Source organism: Bdellovibrio bacteriovorus (genome assembly GCF_041888015.1).
Lineage (GTDB): Bacteria > Bdellovibrionota > Bdellovibrionia > Bdellovibrionales > Bdellovibrionaceae > Bdellovibrio.
Map to the genome: position 1 here is coordinate 2,027,548 of NZ_CP168968.1, position 16,813 is coordinate 2,044,360.

Annotated in this window: 17 protein-coding genes; 9 read left to right on the forward strand and 8 right to left on the reverse strand. The window is 48.5% G+C overall.

The window, feature by feature from the left end:
• Positions 1-27: 27 nt before the first annotated feature.
• From ACES2G_RS09875 to ACES2G_RS09885, 3 genes are read left to right on the forward strand one after another with little or no spacing between them, the layout of a single operon-like run.
• Positions 28-1,719 (forward strand): peptide ABC transporter substrate-binding protein, encoded by a 1,692-nt coding sequence (locus ACES2G_RS09875; protein ID WP_347356610.1) that lies wholly within the window; start codon positions 28-30, stop codon positions 1,717-1,719.
• Positions 1,720-1,745: 26 nt separating this feature from the next.
• Positions 1,746-2,717, forward strand: coding sequence for an ABC transporter permease (locus ACES2G_RS09880; RefSeq protein WP_347356611.1), 972 nt, complete (start codon positions 1,746-1,748; stop codon positions 2,715-2,717).
• A gap of 12 nt (positions 2,718-2,729) precedes the next feature.
• Entirely contained in the window at positions 2,730-3,944 is a 1,215-nt protein-coding gene (locus tag ACES2G_RS09885) for an ABC transporter permease (protein ID WP_347356613.1), read from the forward strand.
• On the opposite strand, the gene ACES2G_RS09890 is transcribed toward ACES2G_RS09885, so the two are convergent.
• The gene (locus ACES2G_RS09890) at positions 3,916-4,761 is read right to left on the reverse strand and encodes a TIGR02285 family protein (RefSeq protein ID WP_374001894.1); all 846 of its coding nucleotides are present in this window, start codon (positions 4,759-4,761) and stop codon (positions 3,916-3,918) included. The two genes, ACES2G_RS09885 and ACES2G_RS09890, sit on opposite strands and share 29 nt — an antisense overlap.
• A gap of 294 nt (positions 4,762-5,055) precedes the next feature.
• Here ACES2G_RS09890 and ACES2G_RS09895 point away from each other — a divergent pair, with 294 nt between their 5' ends.
• Positions 5,056-5,535, forward strand: a complete 480-nt coding sequence (locus tag ACES2G_RS09895; protein WP_347356615.1) for a hypothetical protein — start codon at positions 5,056-5,058, stop codon at positions 5,533-5,535.
• A 74-nt stretch (positions 5,536-5,609) separates the two neighbouring features.
• Positions 5,610-5,849 (forward strand): twin-arginine translocase TatA/TatE family subunit, encoded by a 240-nt coding sequence (locus ACES2G_RS09900; RefSeq protein ID WP_347356616.1) that lies wholly within the window; start codon positions 5,610-5,612, stop codon positions 5,847-5,849.
• An 82-nt stretch (positions 5,850-5,931) separates the two neighbouring features.
• On the opposite strand, the gene ACES2G_RS09905 is transcribed toward ACES2G_RS09900, so the two are convergent.
• From ACES2G_RS09905 to greA, 3 genes are read right to left on the reverse strand one after another with little or no spacing between them, the layout of a single operon-like run.
• Entirely contained in the window at positions 5,932-6,726 is a 795-nt protein-coding gene (locus ACES2G_RS09905) for a glycerophosphodiester phosphodiesterase (protein ID WP_347356618.1), read from the reverse strand.
• The gene (locus ACES2G_RS09910) at positions 6,723-8,672 is read right to left on the reverse strand and encodes a hypothetical protein (protein ID WP_374000063.1); all 1,950 of its coding nucleotides are present in this window, start codon (positions 8,670-8,672) and stop codon (positions 6,723-6,725) included. The genes ACES2G_RS09905 and ACES2G_RS09910 overlap by 4 nt, the downstream gene beginning before the upstream one ends.
• Before the next feature lie 38 nt (positions 8,673-8,710).
• Complete coding sequence (gene greA, locus ACES2G_RS09915) at positions 8,711-9,199, reverse strand: transcription elongation factor GreA (RefSeq protein WP_347356621.1); 489 nt, start codon at positions 9,197-9,199, stop codon at positions 8,711-8,713.
• A 128-nt stretch (positions 9,200-9,327) separates the two neighbouring features.
• Here greA and ACES2G_RS09920 point away from each other — a divergent pair, with 128 nt between their 5' ends.
• Positions 9,328-9,588, forward strand: a complete 261-nt coding sequence (locus tag ACES2G_RS09920; protein ID WP_347356623.1) for a (2Fe-2S)-binding protein — start codon at positions 9,328-9,330, stop codon at positions 9,586-9,588.
• A 3-nt stretch (positions 9,589-9,591) separates the two neighbouring features.
• Here the strand turns inward: ACES2G_RS09920 and ACES2G_RS09925 are convergent, their stop codons facing one another.
• Entirely contained in the window at positions 9,592-10,029 is a 438-nt protein-coding gene (locus ACES2G_RS09925; protein ID WP_374000064.1) for a bacterioferritin-associated ferredoxin, read from the reverse strand.
• A gap of 125 nt (positions 10,030-10,154) precedes the next feature.
• Between ACES2G_RS09925 and gloB the strand changes: the two genes are divergently transcribed.
• On the forward strand, positions 10,155-10,910 hold the full coding sequence (gloB, locus tag ACES2G_RS09930) for a hydroxyacylglutathione hydrolase (protein WP_374000065.1): 756 nt from the start codon (positions 10,155-10,157) through the stop codon (positions 10,908-10,910).
• 13 nt (positions 10,911-10,923) lie between these two features.
• On the opposite strand, the gene ACES2G_RS09935 is transcribed toward gloB, so the two are convergent.
• Entirely contained in the window at positions 10,924-12,288 is a 1,365-nt protein-coding gene (locus ACES2G_RS09935; RefSeq protein ID WP_374000066.1) for a TIGR01777 family oxidoreductase, read from the reverse strand.
• A gap of 8 nt (positions 12,289-12,296) precedes the next feature.
• A complete protein-coding gene (locus ACES2G_RS09940; protein WP_374000067.1) occupies positions 12,297-13,604 on the reverse strand; it encodes a deoxyribodipyrimidine photo-lyase in 1,308 nt (435 codons plus the stop codon).
• 48 nt (positions 13,605-13,652) lie between these two features.
• Between ACES2G_RS09940 and ACES2G_RS09945 the strand changes: the two genes are divergently transcribed.
• Complete coding sequence (locus tag ACES2G_RS09945; RefSeq protein WP_374000068.1) at positions 13,653-15,053, forward strand: ABC1 kinase family protein; 1,401 nt, start codon at positions 13,653-13,655, stop codon at positions 15,051-15,053.
• Positions 15,054-15,057: 4 nt separating this feature from the next.
• Positions 15,058-15,549 carry a TlpA disulfide reductase family protein gene (locus ACES2G_RS09950; RefSeq protein ID WP_347356632.1) on the forward strand — a complete coding sequence of 164 codons (492 nt, stop codon included), beginning with the start codon at positions 15,058-15,060 and terminating at the stop codon, positions 15,547-15,549.
• Positions 15,550-15,552: 3 nt separating this feature from the next.
• Here the strand turns inward: ACES2G_RS09950 and ACES2G_RS09955 are convergent, their stop codons facing one another.
• A complete protein-coding gene (locus tag ACES2G_RS09955) occupies positions 15,553-16,794 on the reverse strand; it encodes an EF-hand domain-containing protein (protein ID WP_347356634.1) in 1,242 nt (413 codons plus the stop codon).
• Positions 16,795-16,813: the final 19 nt, after the last annotated feature.

Here is a 16,813-nt window from a genome sequence, read left to right on the forward strand (position 1 = left end):
TTGTTTTTAATCAACAAGGAGAAAGTAATGTTGAAGAAATTTGCCAAAGGACTGTGTCTGGTTGCGGGTTTAGGCCTCAGCATTCAGGCCGTTGCAGCACCGACGAATGCCGAACTTAAAATCGGTATTTCTCAAGAATTCGAAACAATGAATCCTTTAATTATGTCCATGTCGGCTTCTGCTTACATGTACCGCATGGTGGGCCGTTCTCTGGTGGTTTTGACTCCAGAAGGCAAATGGGTCACTCAACTTGCCAAAGAAATCCCGTCTTTGGAAAAAGGCACTGCGAAGATCATCGAAGAAGGCGGCAAGAAGAAGATTGTTGCTAACTGGGAGATCATCGAGAGCGCTAAATGGGGCGATGGCAAACCAGTTATCTGCCAGGACTTCATCACATCTCACACTATCGCAACCAGCCCGACTGTGAGCGTGGGTGAGAAAGAACAGTGGACTCAAGTGGAAAAGATCGACATCGATCCTAAAAATCCAAAGAAGTGCACTTTCAAATACGAAAAAGCCAAATGGGATTTCTTCACTCTGGCGCAATTCTTCCCGGTTCCAACTCATTTGGAAAAACCTGTCTTTGACAAGTACTCCAAACAAAAAGAAGGCTACGAGAAGAACTCCAACTACGTTCGTAACCCGACCAACCCAGGTCTTTACAATGGTCCTTATGTGATCAGCGACGTAAAATTGGGTTCTCACGTGACATTTGCACCAAATCCAAATTTTTACGGCAAACAACCTAATATCAAAAAAGTGATTGTTAAGTTGATCCCGAACACCGGCACCATGGAAGCCAATCTGCGTTCTGGCACGATTGACATGATTTCCACTTTGGGTCTGGACCTGGATCAAGCCTTGGCGTTCGATAAAAAAGCCAAAGCTGAAAAACTGGCTTTCGACACCCACTTTGTGCCGTCTGTGACTTACGAGCACATTGATCTTCGTTTGGACAACCCCATCCTGAAGGATGTAAACGTTCGTAAAGCGTTGTTGTATTCCATCAACCGCGAAGACCTGGTAAAAGCCTTGTTTGAAAACAAACAACAAGTGGCTTTGCACAACGTATCCCCAAAAGATCCTTGGTTCACGGCGGATCCAAAAATCATCACTGTTTACCGTTATTCCAAACGTGAAGCAGGAAAACTCTTGGATGCTGCTGGCTGGACAATGGGTAAAGATGGCTACCGTTATAAAGACGGCAAGAAGCTTTCCGTGGTTTTCCAAACAACTGCGGGTAACAAAACTCGTGAGTTGGTTCAGGTTTACCTGCAAAACCAATGGAAACAAGCTGGTATCGAAGTTCTAATCAAGAATGAACCGGCACGTGTTTTCTTCGGCGACACTATGTCTAAGAGAAAATTCGACGGCTTGGCTTTGTTTGCCTGGGTTTCTTCTCCGGAAAACAGTCCGCGTTCTACAGTTTATTCCAAGGCTATCCCAAACAACAGCAACGGCTGGTCTGGACAGAATTATCATGGCTGGACAAACGCCACTGTTGATAAAAACCTGGAGGCTTTGGATCTGGAGTTCAACGCAAAAAAACGTGCGGACCTGGTTCACGAAATCCTGAAGCTTTACACTGCGGAAGTACCGGTATTGCCTCTTTACTACCGCTCAGACATTTCTGTAACTCCTAAAAATCTTAAGAATTACAAAATGGCTGGCCACCAGTTCTACGAAACTAACAATATCGAAGACTGGAATTTGAACTAGATCCTGGATTCCTGGAGGACCCTGTTATGACGACATTTATCACCCGCCGCATTTTGCAGACACTTGCTGTGATAGTGATCCTATCCTACGTGTGTTTCTATTTGATGAGCTTAATGCCCGGTGATCCGGTGGACATGATGGTGGCCTCCAACCCCAAGATCACGGCTGAGGACGTAGCCCGTTTGAAGTCCCTATATGGACTGGATCAACCCGTTTACAAGCGTTATGCAAGCTGGATGGGCTCCATTCTTCAGGGAGATCTGGGCTACAGCCGTACCTATCGTGTTCCAGTTCAGGAACTGATGGGTCCTCGTCTTTGGAATACTTTCCTACTTTCTGCTATTTCTTTGATTCTTTCTATCGCCATTGCTGTCCCACTGGGGGTCCTGTCGGCACTCAAGCCCGGCAGTCGAACTGACTATGTGGTGAATCTGTTCTCGTTCGGGGGGATCTCCATTCCTTCGTTCTGGCTGGCGATTGTTTTGATTATTCTCTTTGCCGTAAAGTTCCCTCTTCTGCCCGCAGGAGGAACTCAAACCATTGGCGCTGAAAACATGGGTTTCTGGGCGGACCTTAAAGACCGCTCCATCTATCTGATTCTTCCGGTGTTGAGCTTGTCGATCCAGCAGATCGGCCGATTCTCCCGTTACACCCGCTCCACCATGCTCGAGGCCATGCGCAATGACTTTATCCGTACGGCGCGCGCCAAAGGTCTTTCCCGCTCCACGGTGATCTGGCAGCACGGTTTCCGGAATGCATTGATTCCTCTGATTACCATTCTGGCATTGAGCTTCTCTGGTTTATTCTCGGGAGCCATCCTGACTGAAACTGTCTTTGCTTACCAAGGCGTTGGAAAGCTGGTTTATGATTCCATCATCGGCAATGACTACAATGTGGCGATGATTTCATTTGTAATCTCTGTAAGTATGGTTCTGCTAATGAACCTGGTTGCAGATATTCTTTACGGTTTTGCGGATCCACGCATCTCTTACCAATAGGATCTGTTGCATATGAGCGAAATGACAATGAACGAAGTTGAAATCGAAACCAATCAACTGTCCTCCAAAGATCGTGCAGAGCTGGAAAAAGCTCAACCGATGTGGAAAATGGTCCTGACTCAGTTTATGGATCATAAGCTGGCGGTAACAGGTGCTGTGATCATCACTATATTTATGTTGATCGCCATTTTCGCAGGGACCATCCAAAGCATCACGGACATTGATCCGGATGCGCAAAACGTGGGGAATCGCTATCTGGCTCCGCTCACCACGGCTCAGGTGGGGCAGGACGTTCGCGAAACTGAGATTGAAAGATTCATCACCGAAAATCCTGAAGCCGCTGATGCTGTTCAAAAAGCTCTAGTGACAAAAGAGATCGTGGCTGTTGCTGAAGCCGACGCAATCTATGAGTTGGGCGCCAAAGAAACCACGGAAGCTATCTCTGCTTTGCAATCTTTGTCTTTAAAGGAAGCCGCCGGACTGATCTCGTTGTTTAAATCCTTTGAGACCTTCCATCTATTCGGCACCGATGAACTGGGACGCGATGTTTTCATCCGTCTGGTCTATGGAACCCGTGTTTCCATGGGTGTTGGTGTCCTTGTGGCAATTGCTTCGGCATTGATCGGCCTTTTGATTGGCAGTATCGCGGGCTTCTATGGCGGCCTTGTAGATACAGTTCTAATGCGTGTGACGGATGCTTTGTTATCCCTGCCTCACATTCCAGTTCTGATTGTCATTGCGGCAATTGATATGTCCAAGATTCCTTGGCTGAAAGCGATCATCAGCACATCCAATGAAAGTATCTTTAAGATGATTATCATCTTGTGCTTGTTCTCGTGGATGTCAGTGGCTCGTCTGGTACGCGGAAGTATCTTGTCCATTCGTGAACGCGAGTTCGTTTTGGCGGCGCGCACTTTAGGCGCCAAAGACAGCACCATCATTGTGCGCCATATGTTCCCGAACGTAATTGCACCGATGCTAGTGGCCATTACACTGGGTGTGGGTGAATCTATTTTGTTTGAAGCTGCCTTGAGCTTCCTGGGCCTGGGCATCATGCCTCCAACACCAAGCTGGGGGAATATGCTGAACAATGCCCAAGAGCTAATTTATCAGGCTCCGTTCCTGGCAATTCTGCCCGGCTTGTTGATCTTCCTGACCACAGTCAGCTTCAACTATCTTGGGGACGGCTTGCAGGATGCTATTGATCCGAAGGCAATTCGCCGCTAGAAGCTTTTTCAGGGACCGTAGTCCACGGTCCCTTGGCTCTTTTCTGATAAAATTCATCTAGAATTTTTCGGCTGTTTTTCAAGGTCTCACCATCCAGCCACGACTCCACCGCACTTTGATATTCCTTGGTTCCAGCCAGACTCTGTAAAACCTGATCGGCCTTTAGAACCACATTCCGGCCCCATTCATTTTTAGTGCAAGCCAGATAAAAGACCACCGCTGATGACGACTCTTTCATGCCTTTGATCAACAATGGTTTAGCAGGGTAGTTCTTTTCATTAAAAGCCCGGACTACAGATTCATATTCGATGGTATAATCATAACGACCTTTTGCAATCATCTGAAGCAAAGCCATATACCCCTCACTGGTGTTTTTTATGAAGACCGGGGTCCTCTTCTCCGCCTGTTTCAGTATCTGATCGATTTCCTCTCCATAAGAACGATCCCGAACGAAAACGCCTTTCCATTTTTTTTGATTCAACAAAGTCTTCAGAGATGGCTCCTGCGGAAGCCCCATTATAAAGTCAGAATGTGCGGTCACCACCATATAACGATGAGGCACCTGATATGAAAAGGCTGTGAAGTAAGCCCACGATTCTCTCTCGGGAGTTTTTAAAGCGGCTCCCGAGCAGACATTTCTCTTTTGCTTCCACAGTTCCAGGGTGCGCGGCATATCCGCATACAGATCCGTGAACTGATAGCGCACCATGCGTTCCTCCAAGGCTTTTTTCAGGCGATCCATGCGCCCCCTCTGAGTATTGGGGCCCTTCAGAATATAAAATGGCTCCCAGTCGGTAACCGCCCAGGGCACAGGCACCCGATTCGCCTCAGAACTTACACTCAATGGCTCTGCTCGAAGATCGGTGCAGCAACACAAAAGGCATAAAAGCATCACTCTTGAATTCATCACAGTGGCACCCTTTACCTTCAATTTACTCCTGTTGCTGACCATCCCCCACTATGTAATTTGCCGTTTATCCCAACTAAGGGAGCCGACAAAAGGCTGTTCAAGGCTGTAAAAAACACAAGGCCCCCCAGGCCAAACCCTATTAGAGGGCACTCCGGGACGGCACAGATCTTGTTATATGTGAGTCTGTTAAATGGGGTTGATATGAAAACGATATTATCTTTCTTCGCTACAGTCTTCTTCTCACTTTCTGCCTTGCCGCAAACTTCTGCGGAGCTGACTTGCCGCGCTCAAGCCAAAGAGGCCGCTTTGCAGACGTACTCCTCCTGCATCACAGAAGCTCGTAATAGTCAGGTGGATGAAATCCGAAAAAATTATCAAAAGGAGCTCTCTGACCTAAAGGCCAAATACGACCATGAGCTTAAAAAGATGGGTTCTGGAGCTTCCAAAAAGGCCCGCACTGCTCCTACAGCAAAGGTTCAAAAGGCCCCTGTTGCTACCAAAGGGATCGCCAAACAGCTTCCTGCCAAGGCGCCTGTAGCCTCTGACGACGCAATGCCGGTTCAAACCATCTCAGAAGGAACTAAGGTTGTTGCGGTAGGTACTGAGGAAAGCTCTGATGCCTTGGAAAAAGAGGCCTCCGATGCCGACCAGGTGGAAATTATCGAAATGCCGGTAGAATAACTCTAGACAGGCGTTGATTTTCCTCCCAGACAGGTCTAAAAAGTGTACACTTTAAGACATTCGGGAGGACCCCCATGGGTGAGTTTAGCCTTACACACATTCTTCTTCTTGCTGTTATCTTTTTGATCTTTTTCGGCCCAAGTCGTTTGCCTCAATTAGGCCAATCTATGGGTAAAGCCATCCGCGGGTTCAAACAAGGTTTGAACGAGATCGACGTTGATGCCAAAGACATCCACGACAACCAGCAAGTGTCCCACCAAAATAAACAAAACGTGGGTCAGACACAAAAACAAAACGAAACACATAATTCTTAATTGAGTTTTGACGTTCGTCTTTGAAGCCTTCACGGAGCTAAGCTTTTACTTAGAACCATGAAGGCTTTGGTGTTTTTTAGAATTATGAATCTACTTTTGCCACAGAGTCAGAAATAATACTGAATGCTCCGGCTTGGAGATAATCTCGCGCCTGAACAGGATCATTCACCGTCCACAGCGCGACTGGCACCTGACGCTTTTTCCAGTGCTGAACCTCCTCGGGCTTTACATAGCTTTGATCCAGATGGAGTGCATGAACGCCGATGTAGGGCGCCAACCACATCTGACGAAGGTAGATCTTATTTTCAGGCTCATCCTCTTGGGTCGCCAATAAAGCTCGTGGCACTGAGGGAAGCAACTGTCCCATCCGCCACACCGACAAAGGATTAAAGCTGGACAAAATCACGCGGGATTCGCAAGCGTGTTTGCGAATCAATGCTGCCACTGATTTCTCCAAAGTCCCATTCCAGATCCGATTGGATTTGATTTCGATATTGATAAAGCGTGGGACATCCGGCGAAGTAAGAACCTCTTCCAGAGTACAAACCTGAGCCCAGGCCTTGAGATTTTCCACTGTAGTACGAGCCACAAGATCTTTGTGCTGCCCGCCCAAACGCTGCAGATCCGCATCGTGGAACACCACGGGAATTCCTTCAACCGAAAGACGCACATCAAGTTCAAACATTTCAAACCCGCGAGCTTTTGCTGACTCAAAGGCAGCCAAAGTGTTTTCCTGTGCTCCCGCTTTCCAATAGCCGCGATGTGCCTGCAGAGGCGGCGGTCGCAAAGCGGTCTGAGGCCACGGCAAGGCCTTCCAGGTTTTATGGCGATAAACAAGCCCCACCAAGAAGAGCGCGCTCAGGATCAGTGCTGTCATTTTTCTTCCACGAACACAGGCTGTTCACGACTTCCCTGTATCTGCCAGCGACGCTGAATTCTGCCATCTTTCACTGTCACAGCGCCCTTCAACTGAGCGTTGTCATCCCAGGCCCCATCAGTCATCAGGCGGCCGGTTTTACCAACCTGCCCATGGAAGTGCTTCCATGAAAGATGCTGGAAGTTATCAGACTGCATAACACCACTGACAGACTGCAAAGACAGATCTCCGGATTTCCACCACGAGTTCAGCGTCACCTGTTTTAAGACCTGCGCTGTCGGAGAGAGCGGACTCACTTTCATGGATTGAATTTGGGTGTTCAACACCACCTCATCACGGACCCAGTCGAAGTTGGCTTTGGTCTTTCCAAAACTGACCCCTTCCACATCCATAGAATGCAAACGAACAAGACCTTTCAAAAGCTGAACCTTGCCCTCTTTCAAACGCAAATCCCCATCCATACTAAGCAGGCCAATACTTCCACCATGGGTCATCAGCTTTTGTACGGGCAATGCCAAAGACAGTTCATCAATATGGGACTTCACTTCCAGTTCTTTAAAATCCCTGTCCGCACGGAAGCGCACATCGCCAACGAAGACACCGCCTCTGGGTTCCACTCGCTTGATTTGGAAAGTCCATAAATCCTTTTCCAGATTCACGTCGCCAGTCATGGTTTCAATCACCTGAAGCTCACGCTGACCTTTGTTTGAAAATACAAACTCCAGCCCCGTATGCTCGCCCGTCATGCGCATTTTTTGATCCGAAATTATTTCGGCCCGCCCAGAGAAAGTCCCCAGATTTCCCAAGATCCCGGTTTCCTTCGGGCGATTCAGCAACACCATTAGTTTTTCAACATCGAGTTTTTTTACATCGATGCGGATAGGGTCGTATTTCAGAGGCTCTAAAGAGGAGATGTTGATTCTTTCAACATACATTTCCCCCAAATCCCCTTCCATTTTCAAATCACGCACTTCCAAAGGGGAAGTACGTATCTCATCCAGCGGTGCTGAGAAACGGGCCTTGGTGGACAGCCACACCTGGCGGCCGTTGAGCTCCTTGGAAGCCAGATCATACTTCTGCAAAATAGCCAGAATCTGACTGAGAGGAATATGTTTCAGGTCGGTTTCCATCGCCAGCAGTTGATCACCCAAATTATAATTGGCAATCACACTGTAGTGCCCCTCACGCCAATTCCCGAAAAAGTGCGCCTGCACGGTCGCATCTGGAGATTCCTTGTACTGCAGATACAGGTTTGCATGAGACAAATAGTCTCCAACCTGACGATCTTTCAGCAGATGGCTTTTGGCAGTGACCTCGATAACCTTAGGTTCAAAAGACTTCACCTTCACCGCGAAGTTCATCAGTTCGGTGGAATATTGAGGATGTTTTTCAGAAGAAATGCGCAAAGTGCGAATGAACACACCGCGAATGTCATTGCGATATTTATTACTTTGCTCTGACGGAGACAACGTCACTGCAGGACGCGAAGTCGGAACCGCCTTTACTTGTTCAGACTCTTCCGGAGAACAATGAGTGGGGTCCGAACGCAGAGTCAATGCCATGGTGTTGGCTTCAATCGTGCGCACAGGAGCCCCTCCGCGCAACAGACTCATGATCGAAAGAGGAAGGCGAAGCTCGTCAATTTCCATCACGGGCGAACCCCAGCATGCTTCTGTCGCTTCCATTTTTACGTTGGAAATGATCACTGCAAAACGTGGCAGGATGCCGTTGTTTAAGCTAAGTTGAGCGGAGGAAAAACTGACTTTGACGTCTTTGTGAATATGGCTGGCTGCTTTTTCGATGCGTGCGGCGATTCGCGAAGGCGACAGCAGGGATTTGGTGGTGTACCCAAGAAAAAAAGCCATGATTAAACCAATCAACAGAATGGTCATTCCCGGCTGTTCAGCAATAAGATGTCGATCGGATAAACGTCTGCGCGAGTCCATGTCTCATTCTCACAGGAAGGACATGGACCGACAAGAGATTACTTATATTCGAAAGAGATGACTTCGAATTCTTTATCGCCCTTCGGGCTTTGTACGGTTACAGAGTCGCTGTCTTTTTTGCCGATCAGCGCGCGCGCCAACGGAGACAGAATGGAGATCATGCCTTTTTTAACATCTGCTTCATCCACGCCTACGATTTGGTACGCGAACTCTTCCTCAGTTTCAGTATCAACGATCTTTACGAAAGCACCAAATACGATGCGATCTGCTTTGATCGCAGAGGTGTCGATAACGTCAGCGCCGGCAAGTTTGCCCTGAATTTCAGCAATACGACCTTCGATCATCGCCTGACGCTCTTTAGCAGCTTCGTATTCTGCATTCTCAGAGATATCCCCTTGAGCACGAGCTTCCTCAATGGCCAAGATCACAGAAGGCCTTTCCTCCAACAACAACTTCTTAAGCTCAGCATCAAGCAAAGCTTTTCCGCGGATAGTCATAGGAAGTTTATCAAGAGTACCATTAGCCATTTCAGCTCCAGTGTTAGAAGGACACATGTTGTACCGGATTCTTGGGCTCTTTTCAATGTATCTATGACGCTTAGCAATACTAGGGATCTCGGGTACCTTTTTCAGATGCGGGGCATTACAATTGATTCATGGGCGCCAAAAAGAAAACCGAAATCATTTGCCGATGCAACAATGTCAGTCGTGAGACCATTGAGCAGGCCATCCGTGATGGCGCGACCACTCTGAATGATATTTTCGATACCACTTCCGCAGGGGTAGGCCCCTGTGGTGGGTCCTGCCGCAGGAAATTAGGCCCCCTGCTGGAGCATTACCTAAAGACCGGCACCTTCCCCGAGAAAATTGTCGAGGATCTGACCGGCAAAGCTCCCCCACCCAAGAAGGATGAATAAGTTTTAAGCTGTTTTTTTACCTAGACGGAAATCGATGATCTTTTGCACTTCCGGACGACAAGTGCCGCAATTGGTGCTGGCATTCGTCTGACGACTGACCACATCCGTAGTGTGAGCCCCGGCGATAATCGCCTGGTCCACAGTGTGTGCCGCCACAGAACGACAATGACAAAGCTCTTCTTCGCCATAAGGAAAAACCCATTCCCCACGCAGCTTCAAAATCATTTCCCGCAATAGCAAACTGGAGTGATCCTGCGCTTCTGGCAGCGGCCACTTTTTCAGATCAGCACCGAAATGCTTTCTCATCGTCTGCATCATATCCATAAACTGCGAGCAACCCATGATTGAAACTTTCTCAACGGCACCGGGCGCCTGAGGGTCATCCCCCTGGCATTGCACTTCAATAAAATCCCGTCCGTCCAACTCAACTTTAATCTTCATATAAACGTCTATGATATAAGATTTTGCGCTGGCCCCCAAGACCAGTTATGCAGGAACTCAAAACACACCTTGGTCTTGTCGCAGGCCTTCGAAGCTGGGACACTGTCCCTGACAGGGGGATATCTATGAATAAAAACCAATATGTCGAACTTCTTCCCATCTTTGAGGATAACTATGTCTTTGTTTTGGTGGACAGAGCCTCAAGCTCGGCCCTTGTTGTTGACCCGGGAGAAAGTTCTGCCGCCATAGACTTTCTGACTTCGCACGACCTGAAACTTAAAGGCATTCTTCTGACTCATCATCACCCAGATCACATTGGCGGAGTTCAGGAGCTGAAAGCACGCTTCTCGTGCCCGGTTTATGCGCCTTTAAAAAACAAGACTCAAATTCCCTTTGCGGATCACTATGTGCAAGAAGCCGATTCTATCCACCTTGCGCCGTTTTCTTTTCAAATCATGGAGCTGCCCGGTCATACTCTGGGGCATGTTGCTTATTGGGAGCCCCAGCACCAGTGGCTTTTCTCTGGCGATGTCCTGTTCGGATTGGGATGCGGGCGACTGTTCGAAGGCAGCTTTGCCCAAGCCTATACCAGCCTGCAACGAATCAAGAATCTGCCGCCAGAGAGCTTAGTTTTCTGCACCCACGAATACACCGAGCGCAACCTCCAGTTTTGCCGCATCCTTTCTTCAGAAGACAACACGCCCCTTCTTGGCAATGCCGAGGCCCTGGATCAATACGCCAGCGATCTTCGCACTAAACGAAGCCAACAACGGCCCAGTGTGCCATTGGTCTTGTCGACTGAAATATCTACAAACCCATTTCTGATGGCGCAGGACGAAGAGCAGTTCCGCTATCTGCGTGAACTGCGCAACCGCCAGTAAAATTTCGACGAAATCAGATGTGACTGTGAAAGCTTTCTGAAGCGATAAATTTACGACGAAACGCAAAGATATTTTCCACGTCTTTTCGGACAAAATGACTGGCCATCAGCCACCCCAGATACCCCATCGGCATACGATAGCGCACTCGATCCACTAAAAGAGTTCCCCCACAAAACGGACGGAATTCATGCGTGTGATGCCATAGTCGATAGGGACCTTTGAGTTGATTGTCCACGAACTTGAATGGCGGTTGCCACTCATCAATTTCCGTCTTCCACTTGGCAGGCACACCATGGATCTTCAGGCGATAGTCAATCCTGGTTCCTTGGCCGATCTCCGGCGTCGACATATTTTCAATTTCAAAATTCAAGGTAGGAGGCGTGATCTTTTCAAGATTGTGCGCTTCTTTAAAAAACGGGAAAAGCTTTTCTGGAGGGACTGACACAAACTGCTCGGCAACAAAAACTTCCTCGCCCTGTTTAAAGGGCGCGCAAATTTCACCTAACGCCTCTTTCAGCTCGTCATAGTGAAACTTATACCCCCACTCCCGGGATTTATCTGCACAACCTCGATTGGATGTCACCAGCACCTGAGCCAACTCTCCAAAAAGCAGATTCAATGCGAACATCGGAATTGCCGGTCCCAAACGAGACCCGACAGCATAAGCCAGGGATTCTGAGAATTCACGATTGGTCACCGGAAACGGCGCCACCCCATTCATCGGCCCATGAGCCTGAGGATTTTCCAGAGCCAAAAGAAACAAACCTACAATGTCTTTGAGGTGAATCCAGCTCATCCACTGTTCACCATTGCCAAGAACTCCTCCCACCCCACTGCGGAACGGGAAAAGCATCTGATCCAAGGCTCCACCCTGGCGAGCGAGAACCACGCCGGTCCGAACGAAGACCGTGCGCCCTGGGGCCCTGGCCGCCGCAGCTTCCCACTCTTTACAAAGCTTGGCCAGGAAATCCTGCCCGGCAACTCCGTCTTCAGTCAGCACCTCGGCTCCGCTATTGCCGTAAAAACCAATCGCCGAACCCGACACCAACACCTTCAGGTTTTTTGGTAAAGACTGCACCAGGTTTTTAGTGGCGGTCACTCGTGAGTCATAAATCTTTTTCTTTTTCTCTTCCGTCCAGCGACTGCCGGCAATAGGCTCACCCATCAGATTTATTGCCGCCTCAATGTTTTCAAGACGAGAGTCCATCAAAGGAGAATGACTCAGGTCCCCCTCGATAACCTGACATGGGAATGGCAATAATTCTTTGGCTTTCTTTTCATTGCGACTGACTACAAAAAGGTCATGCCCTTTTTCCGCAAGAACTTTTCCAATCTCTCGTCCAATCAAACCCGTGGCTCCGGTTATCAGAATGCGCATGTCGTCCCCTATTTTTTTAAAACTTTCGTGAACGCCTGCAGGCAACGCCCCCGGGCTTCGTTGTGATCCACCATCGGTTCCGGATATTCATCAGTTTCCCACTCTGGAACCCACTTCTTCACATACTCCCCTTTTGGATCAAACTTGTCCAGCTGGGCTGATGGATTGAAAATACGGAAGTAAGGAGCTGCATCACAGCCTGAGCCCGCAGCCCATTGCCAGTTGCCATTATTCGCGGCCAGATCATAATCCAAAAGTTTTTTGGCAAAATACCTTTCACCTTCCCGCCAGTGAATCAGCAGGTGCTTACACAGAAAGCTGGCCACCACCATTCGCACTCGATTGTGCATATAACCAGTGGCATTCAATTCTCGCATGCCCGCATCCACCAAGGGGTATCCGGTATTTCCCTCGCACCAGCGCTGAAAATCCTTGGGCGCTCGACGCCAGGCAATTTTATCGTATTCCGGACGGAAGCTTTGAGTTTCAACTTGTGGATAATGCCATAAGATCTGCATAAAGAAGTCGCGCCAAATAAGTTCGCTCAACCAGACTTCGGAATATTTCATTCCTTCCCGAGCCAGTTCTCGCACACTGACTGTCCCAAAACGCAAATGCAATCCCAAGTGGGAAGTTCCTTTGCCGTTCGCAGGAAAGTCCCGTTCTTTGGCATAAGACTTCAGCATTTTGGTGGAAAGATCCAGAGCAGGAAACTCCAGCTTGCTTCTAACAAATCCCAGCTCTTGCAATTTCAACATCGGCTCGCCCTTGCGAACTTTCAGATAGCTGCTTTCGTACAGATCGTTGGGATAGGACTTCAGGTAAAATCCATTCAAGTGTTTTAAAACTTTGTTTTTATAGGGCGTAAAGACGGTATAGGGCTTCCCGCTGTCCGTAAGAATCTCGTCCTTTTCAAACAGGGTTTGATCCTTGAAGGTTCTAAAATCAATCTTCTGCCGTCGGGCCCAGGTCGCGATTTTCTCATCTCGTTTTCGGGCGACAGGCTCATAATCGTGGTTCGTGTAGATGGCCTGCACGGAAAAGCGATCGGCCAGCTCCTGCAAGACCTCCAAAGGATTCCCATGGCGCACCAACAAATCCGAAGATTTCTTCTGTAACTGTTCCTTCAGTTCGGACACAGTGTCATAAATAAAGGTCACACGAGCGTCAGTGGTGTCTTCGAGCTTACTCAGAATCTCTGTGTCGAATATAAAGAGGGGGAGCACGTCTTGATGCTCTTTAAGGGCATGATAGAGACCTGCATTATCATCAAGACGAAGATCCCTGCGGAACCAAAACAATGTGATTTTTGACATAACAATAAAAGTTTAACATTTCAGAGACTTAAGGTAAATTAGCAACCTATGGACGACAAAAAGTCTGCCAAAAAACAAAATAAACAGATCGACAAGATCAAGTCCTCTGTTTTTTCCCGCAGTCTTTCCTTGGCGAAACTCACGCTTCAGGCCGGGGCCTCTATTGCGCAACATGGTGTTACAACTGCCCTAAAAAACAAAGAGAGCAAAGAAGAAACCTGGAAGCAGCTTCTGCAAAATCAAGCCCTGAACATCAGCTCAGAACTGGGCGAACTTAAAGGCAGCCTGATGAAGGCCGGCCAGATGCTTTCCATGTATGGAGAGCACTTTCTTCCGCCAGAAGCCAATCAGCTTTTGAAGTCGCTGCAACACGACTCGCCGCCTCTTTCATGGGAGGCTATTGAACCGAGTCTGATTAAGAATCTTCCACCCGAAAAAAGAGAGCTTTTGGAAATCGAGAAAGAGGCCTTGGCTTCAGCCTCGATGGGGCAAGTCCACCGGGCCCGTATCAAAGCGACTGGCGAAAGCATTGTTCTGAAAATCCAGTATCCCAATGTGGATCGGGCCATCGACAGTGATTTGCGGGCGATTCGTACGTTGCTGAGCACATTGAAGCTTCTCCCTAAAGACTTCAACATGGACCCGATCTTTGCGGAAGTTCGCGAAATGCTGGTTCAGGAAACCGACTATGAGCTGGAAGCACAACTGACCGAGCAGTTCCATGAACGCTTGGCGGGTGACTCCCGTTATGTGGTCCCTAAAGTTCTGCGCGAGTTCTCGGGCCCCAAAATCCTGGCGACCTCCTTTGAGCGCGGCCTGCGCGCCGATGATACGTTAATTCAAAGTCTGCCCCAGGAGCGCCGCAATCGGCTGGCGTTGAACTTTCTGGATCTCTATTTCAAGGAGGTTTTTGAATGGGGTGTCGTTCAAACCGACCCTCACGCGGGGAACTATCGTATTCGCATTGATCCTCAAGGTCGGGACCAACTGGTTCTTTTTGATTTTGGAGCCACACGCGCTTATGACCTGGCTTTCCTGACTCCTTACCGTCGTATGGTGAAAGGGTCCCTGCTAAATGATCGCGATCTTTTCCTGCAGGCTGCGCACGACCTGCGCTTTATTCGCGACAACGATGATCCGGAACTGAAAAAACTTTTTGAAGAGTTCTGCTTTGAAACTGTCGAGCCTTTTATCGAGTATTCTGATCCGCGCAACAGCGCCGGCCAGATTGATGTTGATGGCACGTATGACTGGAAGAACACGACTTTGCCACAAAGACTTTCCAAAAAAGTCTTCCAGATTATCCGCGGTTTCCACTTCAGATCTCCTCCACGAGAGATGATTTTTCTGGATCGAAAAACCGGCGGGGTCTTTATCTTTCTGTCCGTTTTACGGGCCAAAATTCGCGGACGTGATCTGTTACTGAAATACACTGAGAGGATATCATAGCTTTATGAAAACATTCATCCTGACTGTTTCTTTACTTCTGGGCGGCATTCCGGTTTTTGCTAAGAACGCTGTGCCTGCTATTGAATTTAAAAAACTGCCTGCAGTTAAACTGAACACCCACAGCCTTTCAGGCATCAAGGATCTGCAAGGAAAAGTTGTTCTGGTGGACTTCTGGGCATCCTGGTGCAGCCCGTGCAAAGAAGCCCTGCCCCACTACAACAAGCTTTACGAGAAATACAAAGATAAGGGGCTGGTGGTTATTGGAATCAACGAAGACGATGACATCGCGGAACGGGATGCATTTCTAAAAAGCATGCCGATTCAATTTCCACTTTTCTTTGATCAGGATAAGTCGGCAGTCGGAGATTTTCAGGTGAAGGCACTTCCCACCTTGTACGTCTTTGACAAAAAACTAAAGCCTGTGGCCATGCATCGGGGGTTTGATGCCAAGGACACACAGGCTTTGGAAAAACAGATTCAGGAACTTCTAAAGTGATTCCTACTTCTGGCTGAGGCGCATTTCCACGGGCGCCAGCCAGATATCCACGATCTGACCTTTTTTAATTTTGCCTTTTTCCTTAAACCAGAAATCAGCAGTTTCACGACCTTCCGCGTGAGGTCCCAGCGGCGTCACAATGTTCTCTTTGTATTTCAAAGAGATCTTAACGATGCGCTTATGAAGCTTTTCAACTTCTTCTTTCTGGGAAATACCGTCACCGTTTTTGTCGTTCCAGATCACCAGCTTTTTGAAGTCCTTATCACGGTGATCAATCACCCCATCACGGTTGGTATCCATCTTTTTCAAGACCTCAAAACCATTCTGGGCATGAGCATTGTCACCGAAGAGTTCATCCTTCTTGTCGATCAGGCCCGACTTATCGCGATCCAGAGCCACGAACCAACCTGGGGAACCCGCATCCGGCCAATGTGTTTTGCCAAACGGATTCAAAGGGAAATTGCTGGTGTTTTTAAACTCTGGACGTCCATCGTCGAAGAACACCATCAGTGGAGACCAATAACCACCGCAGAACCCGGTTTCACCTGGGAAAGCGATATTAATTTCCACATTGGATTTGTCCGAGGACACTGAGATCCCGCCAAATGAAGCCGAGACAGGCCCGGATTTACCCATGTAGTCACCACAAGGATATGTCGGGGTATAAGAAGAATAGCCATAGCCACCGTAAACAGCGCCGCCATTGCAGCTCTGAACTGTCTGACTGAAGCTGTAGCTTTTCAAATAAACATCTTCGTTCGGAGGAATAGTGATATTCCCTGCCGCATCGACCGTCACTCCTGTCGGAATCGGAGTATTCAGGATCACGGAGTTACCGAAGATCGCAGCCTTACCGCCGTTGGGAATGGAATAGTTAGACGCAGCGATCTCTTGAATCTTACCGGACATCGCCATTCCTTCAGGGCGAACCACCAGCGCCGGGTAGCTGACCGAGATTGGATAGTCTTTGCCACCGATAGCCACAACCAGATTTGCATTCACAATAGCACTGGCCGCCAACGGATTCCCCACCCCGCGCAGATTGGTCCCGAAGCAAGAGTTATTGATTTTGACAACAGTCGAGGTCTTCCCCGAACGTGTCACCATCCCGGATGCTGGTGCGGAAGTCACAGTATCACCGGAGCTCACGCTGTTCACGGCCATGGGGAAATCTTTATCAGCTGCCTGCACAGATAAACTTAGCGCAGAGATTGCCAGAATCCCCCAGAAATTTACGTACCTCATAATCCCCCCTCACTCCCCG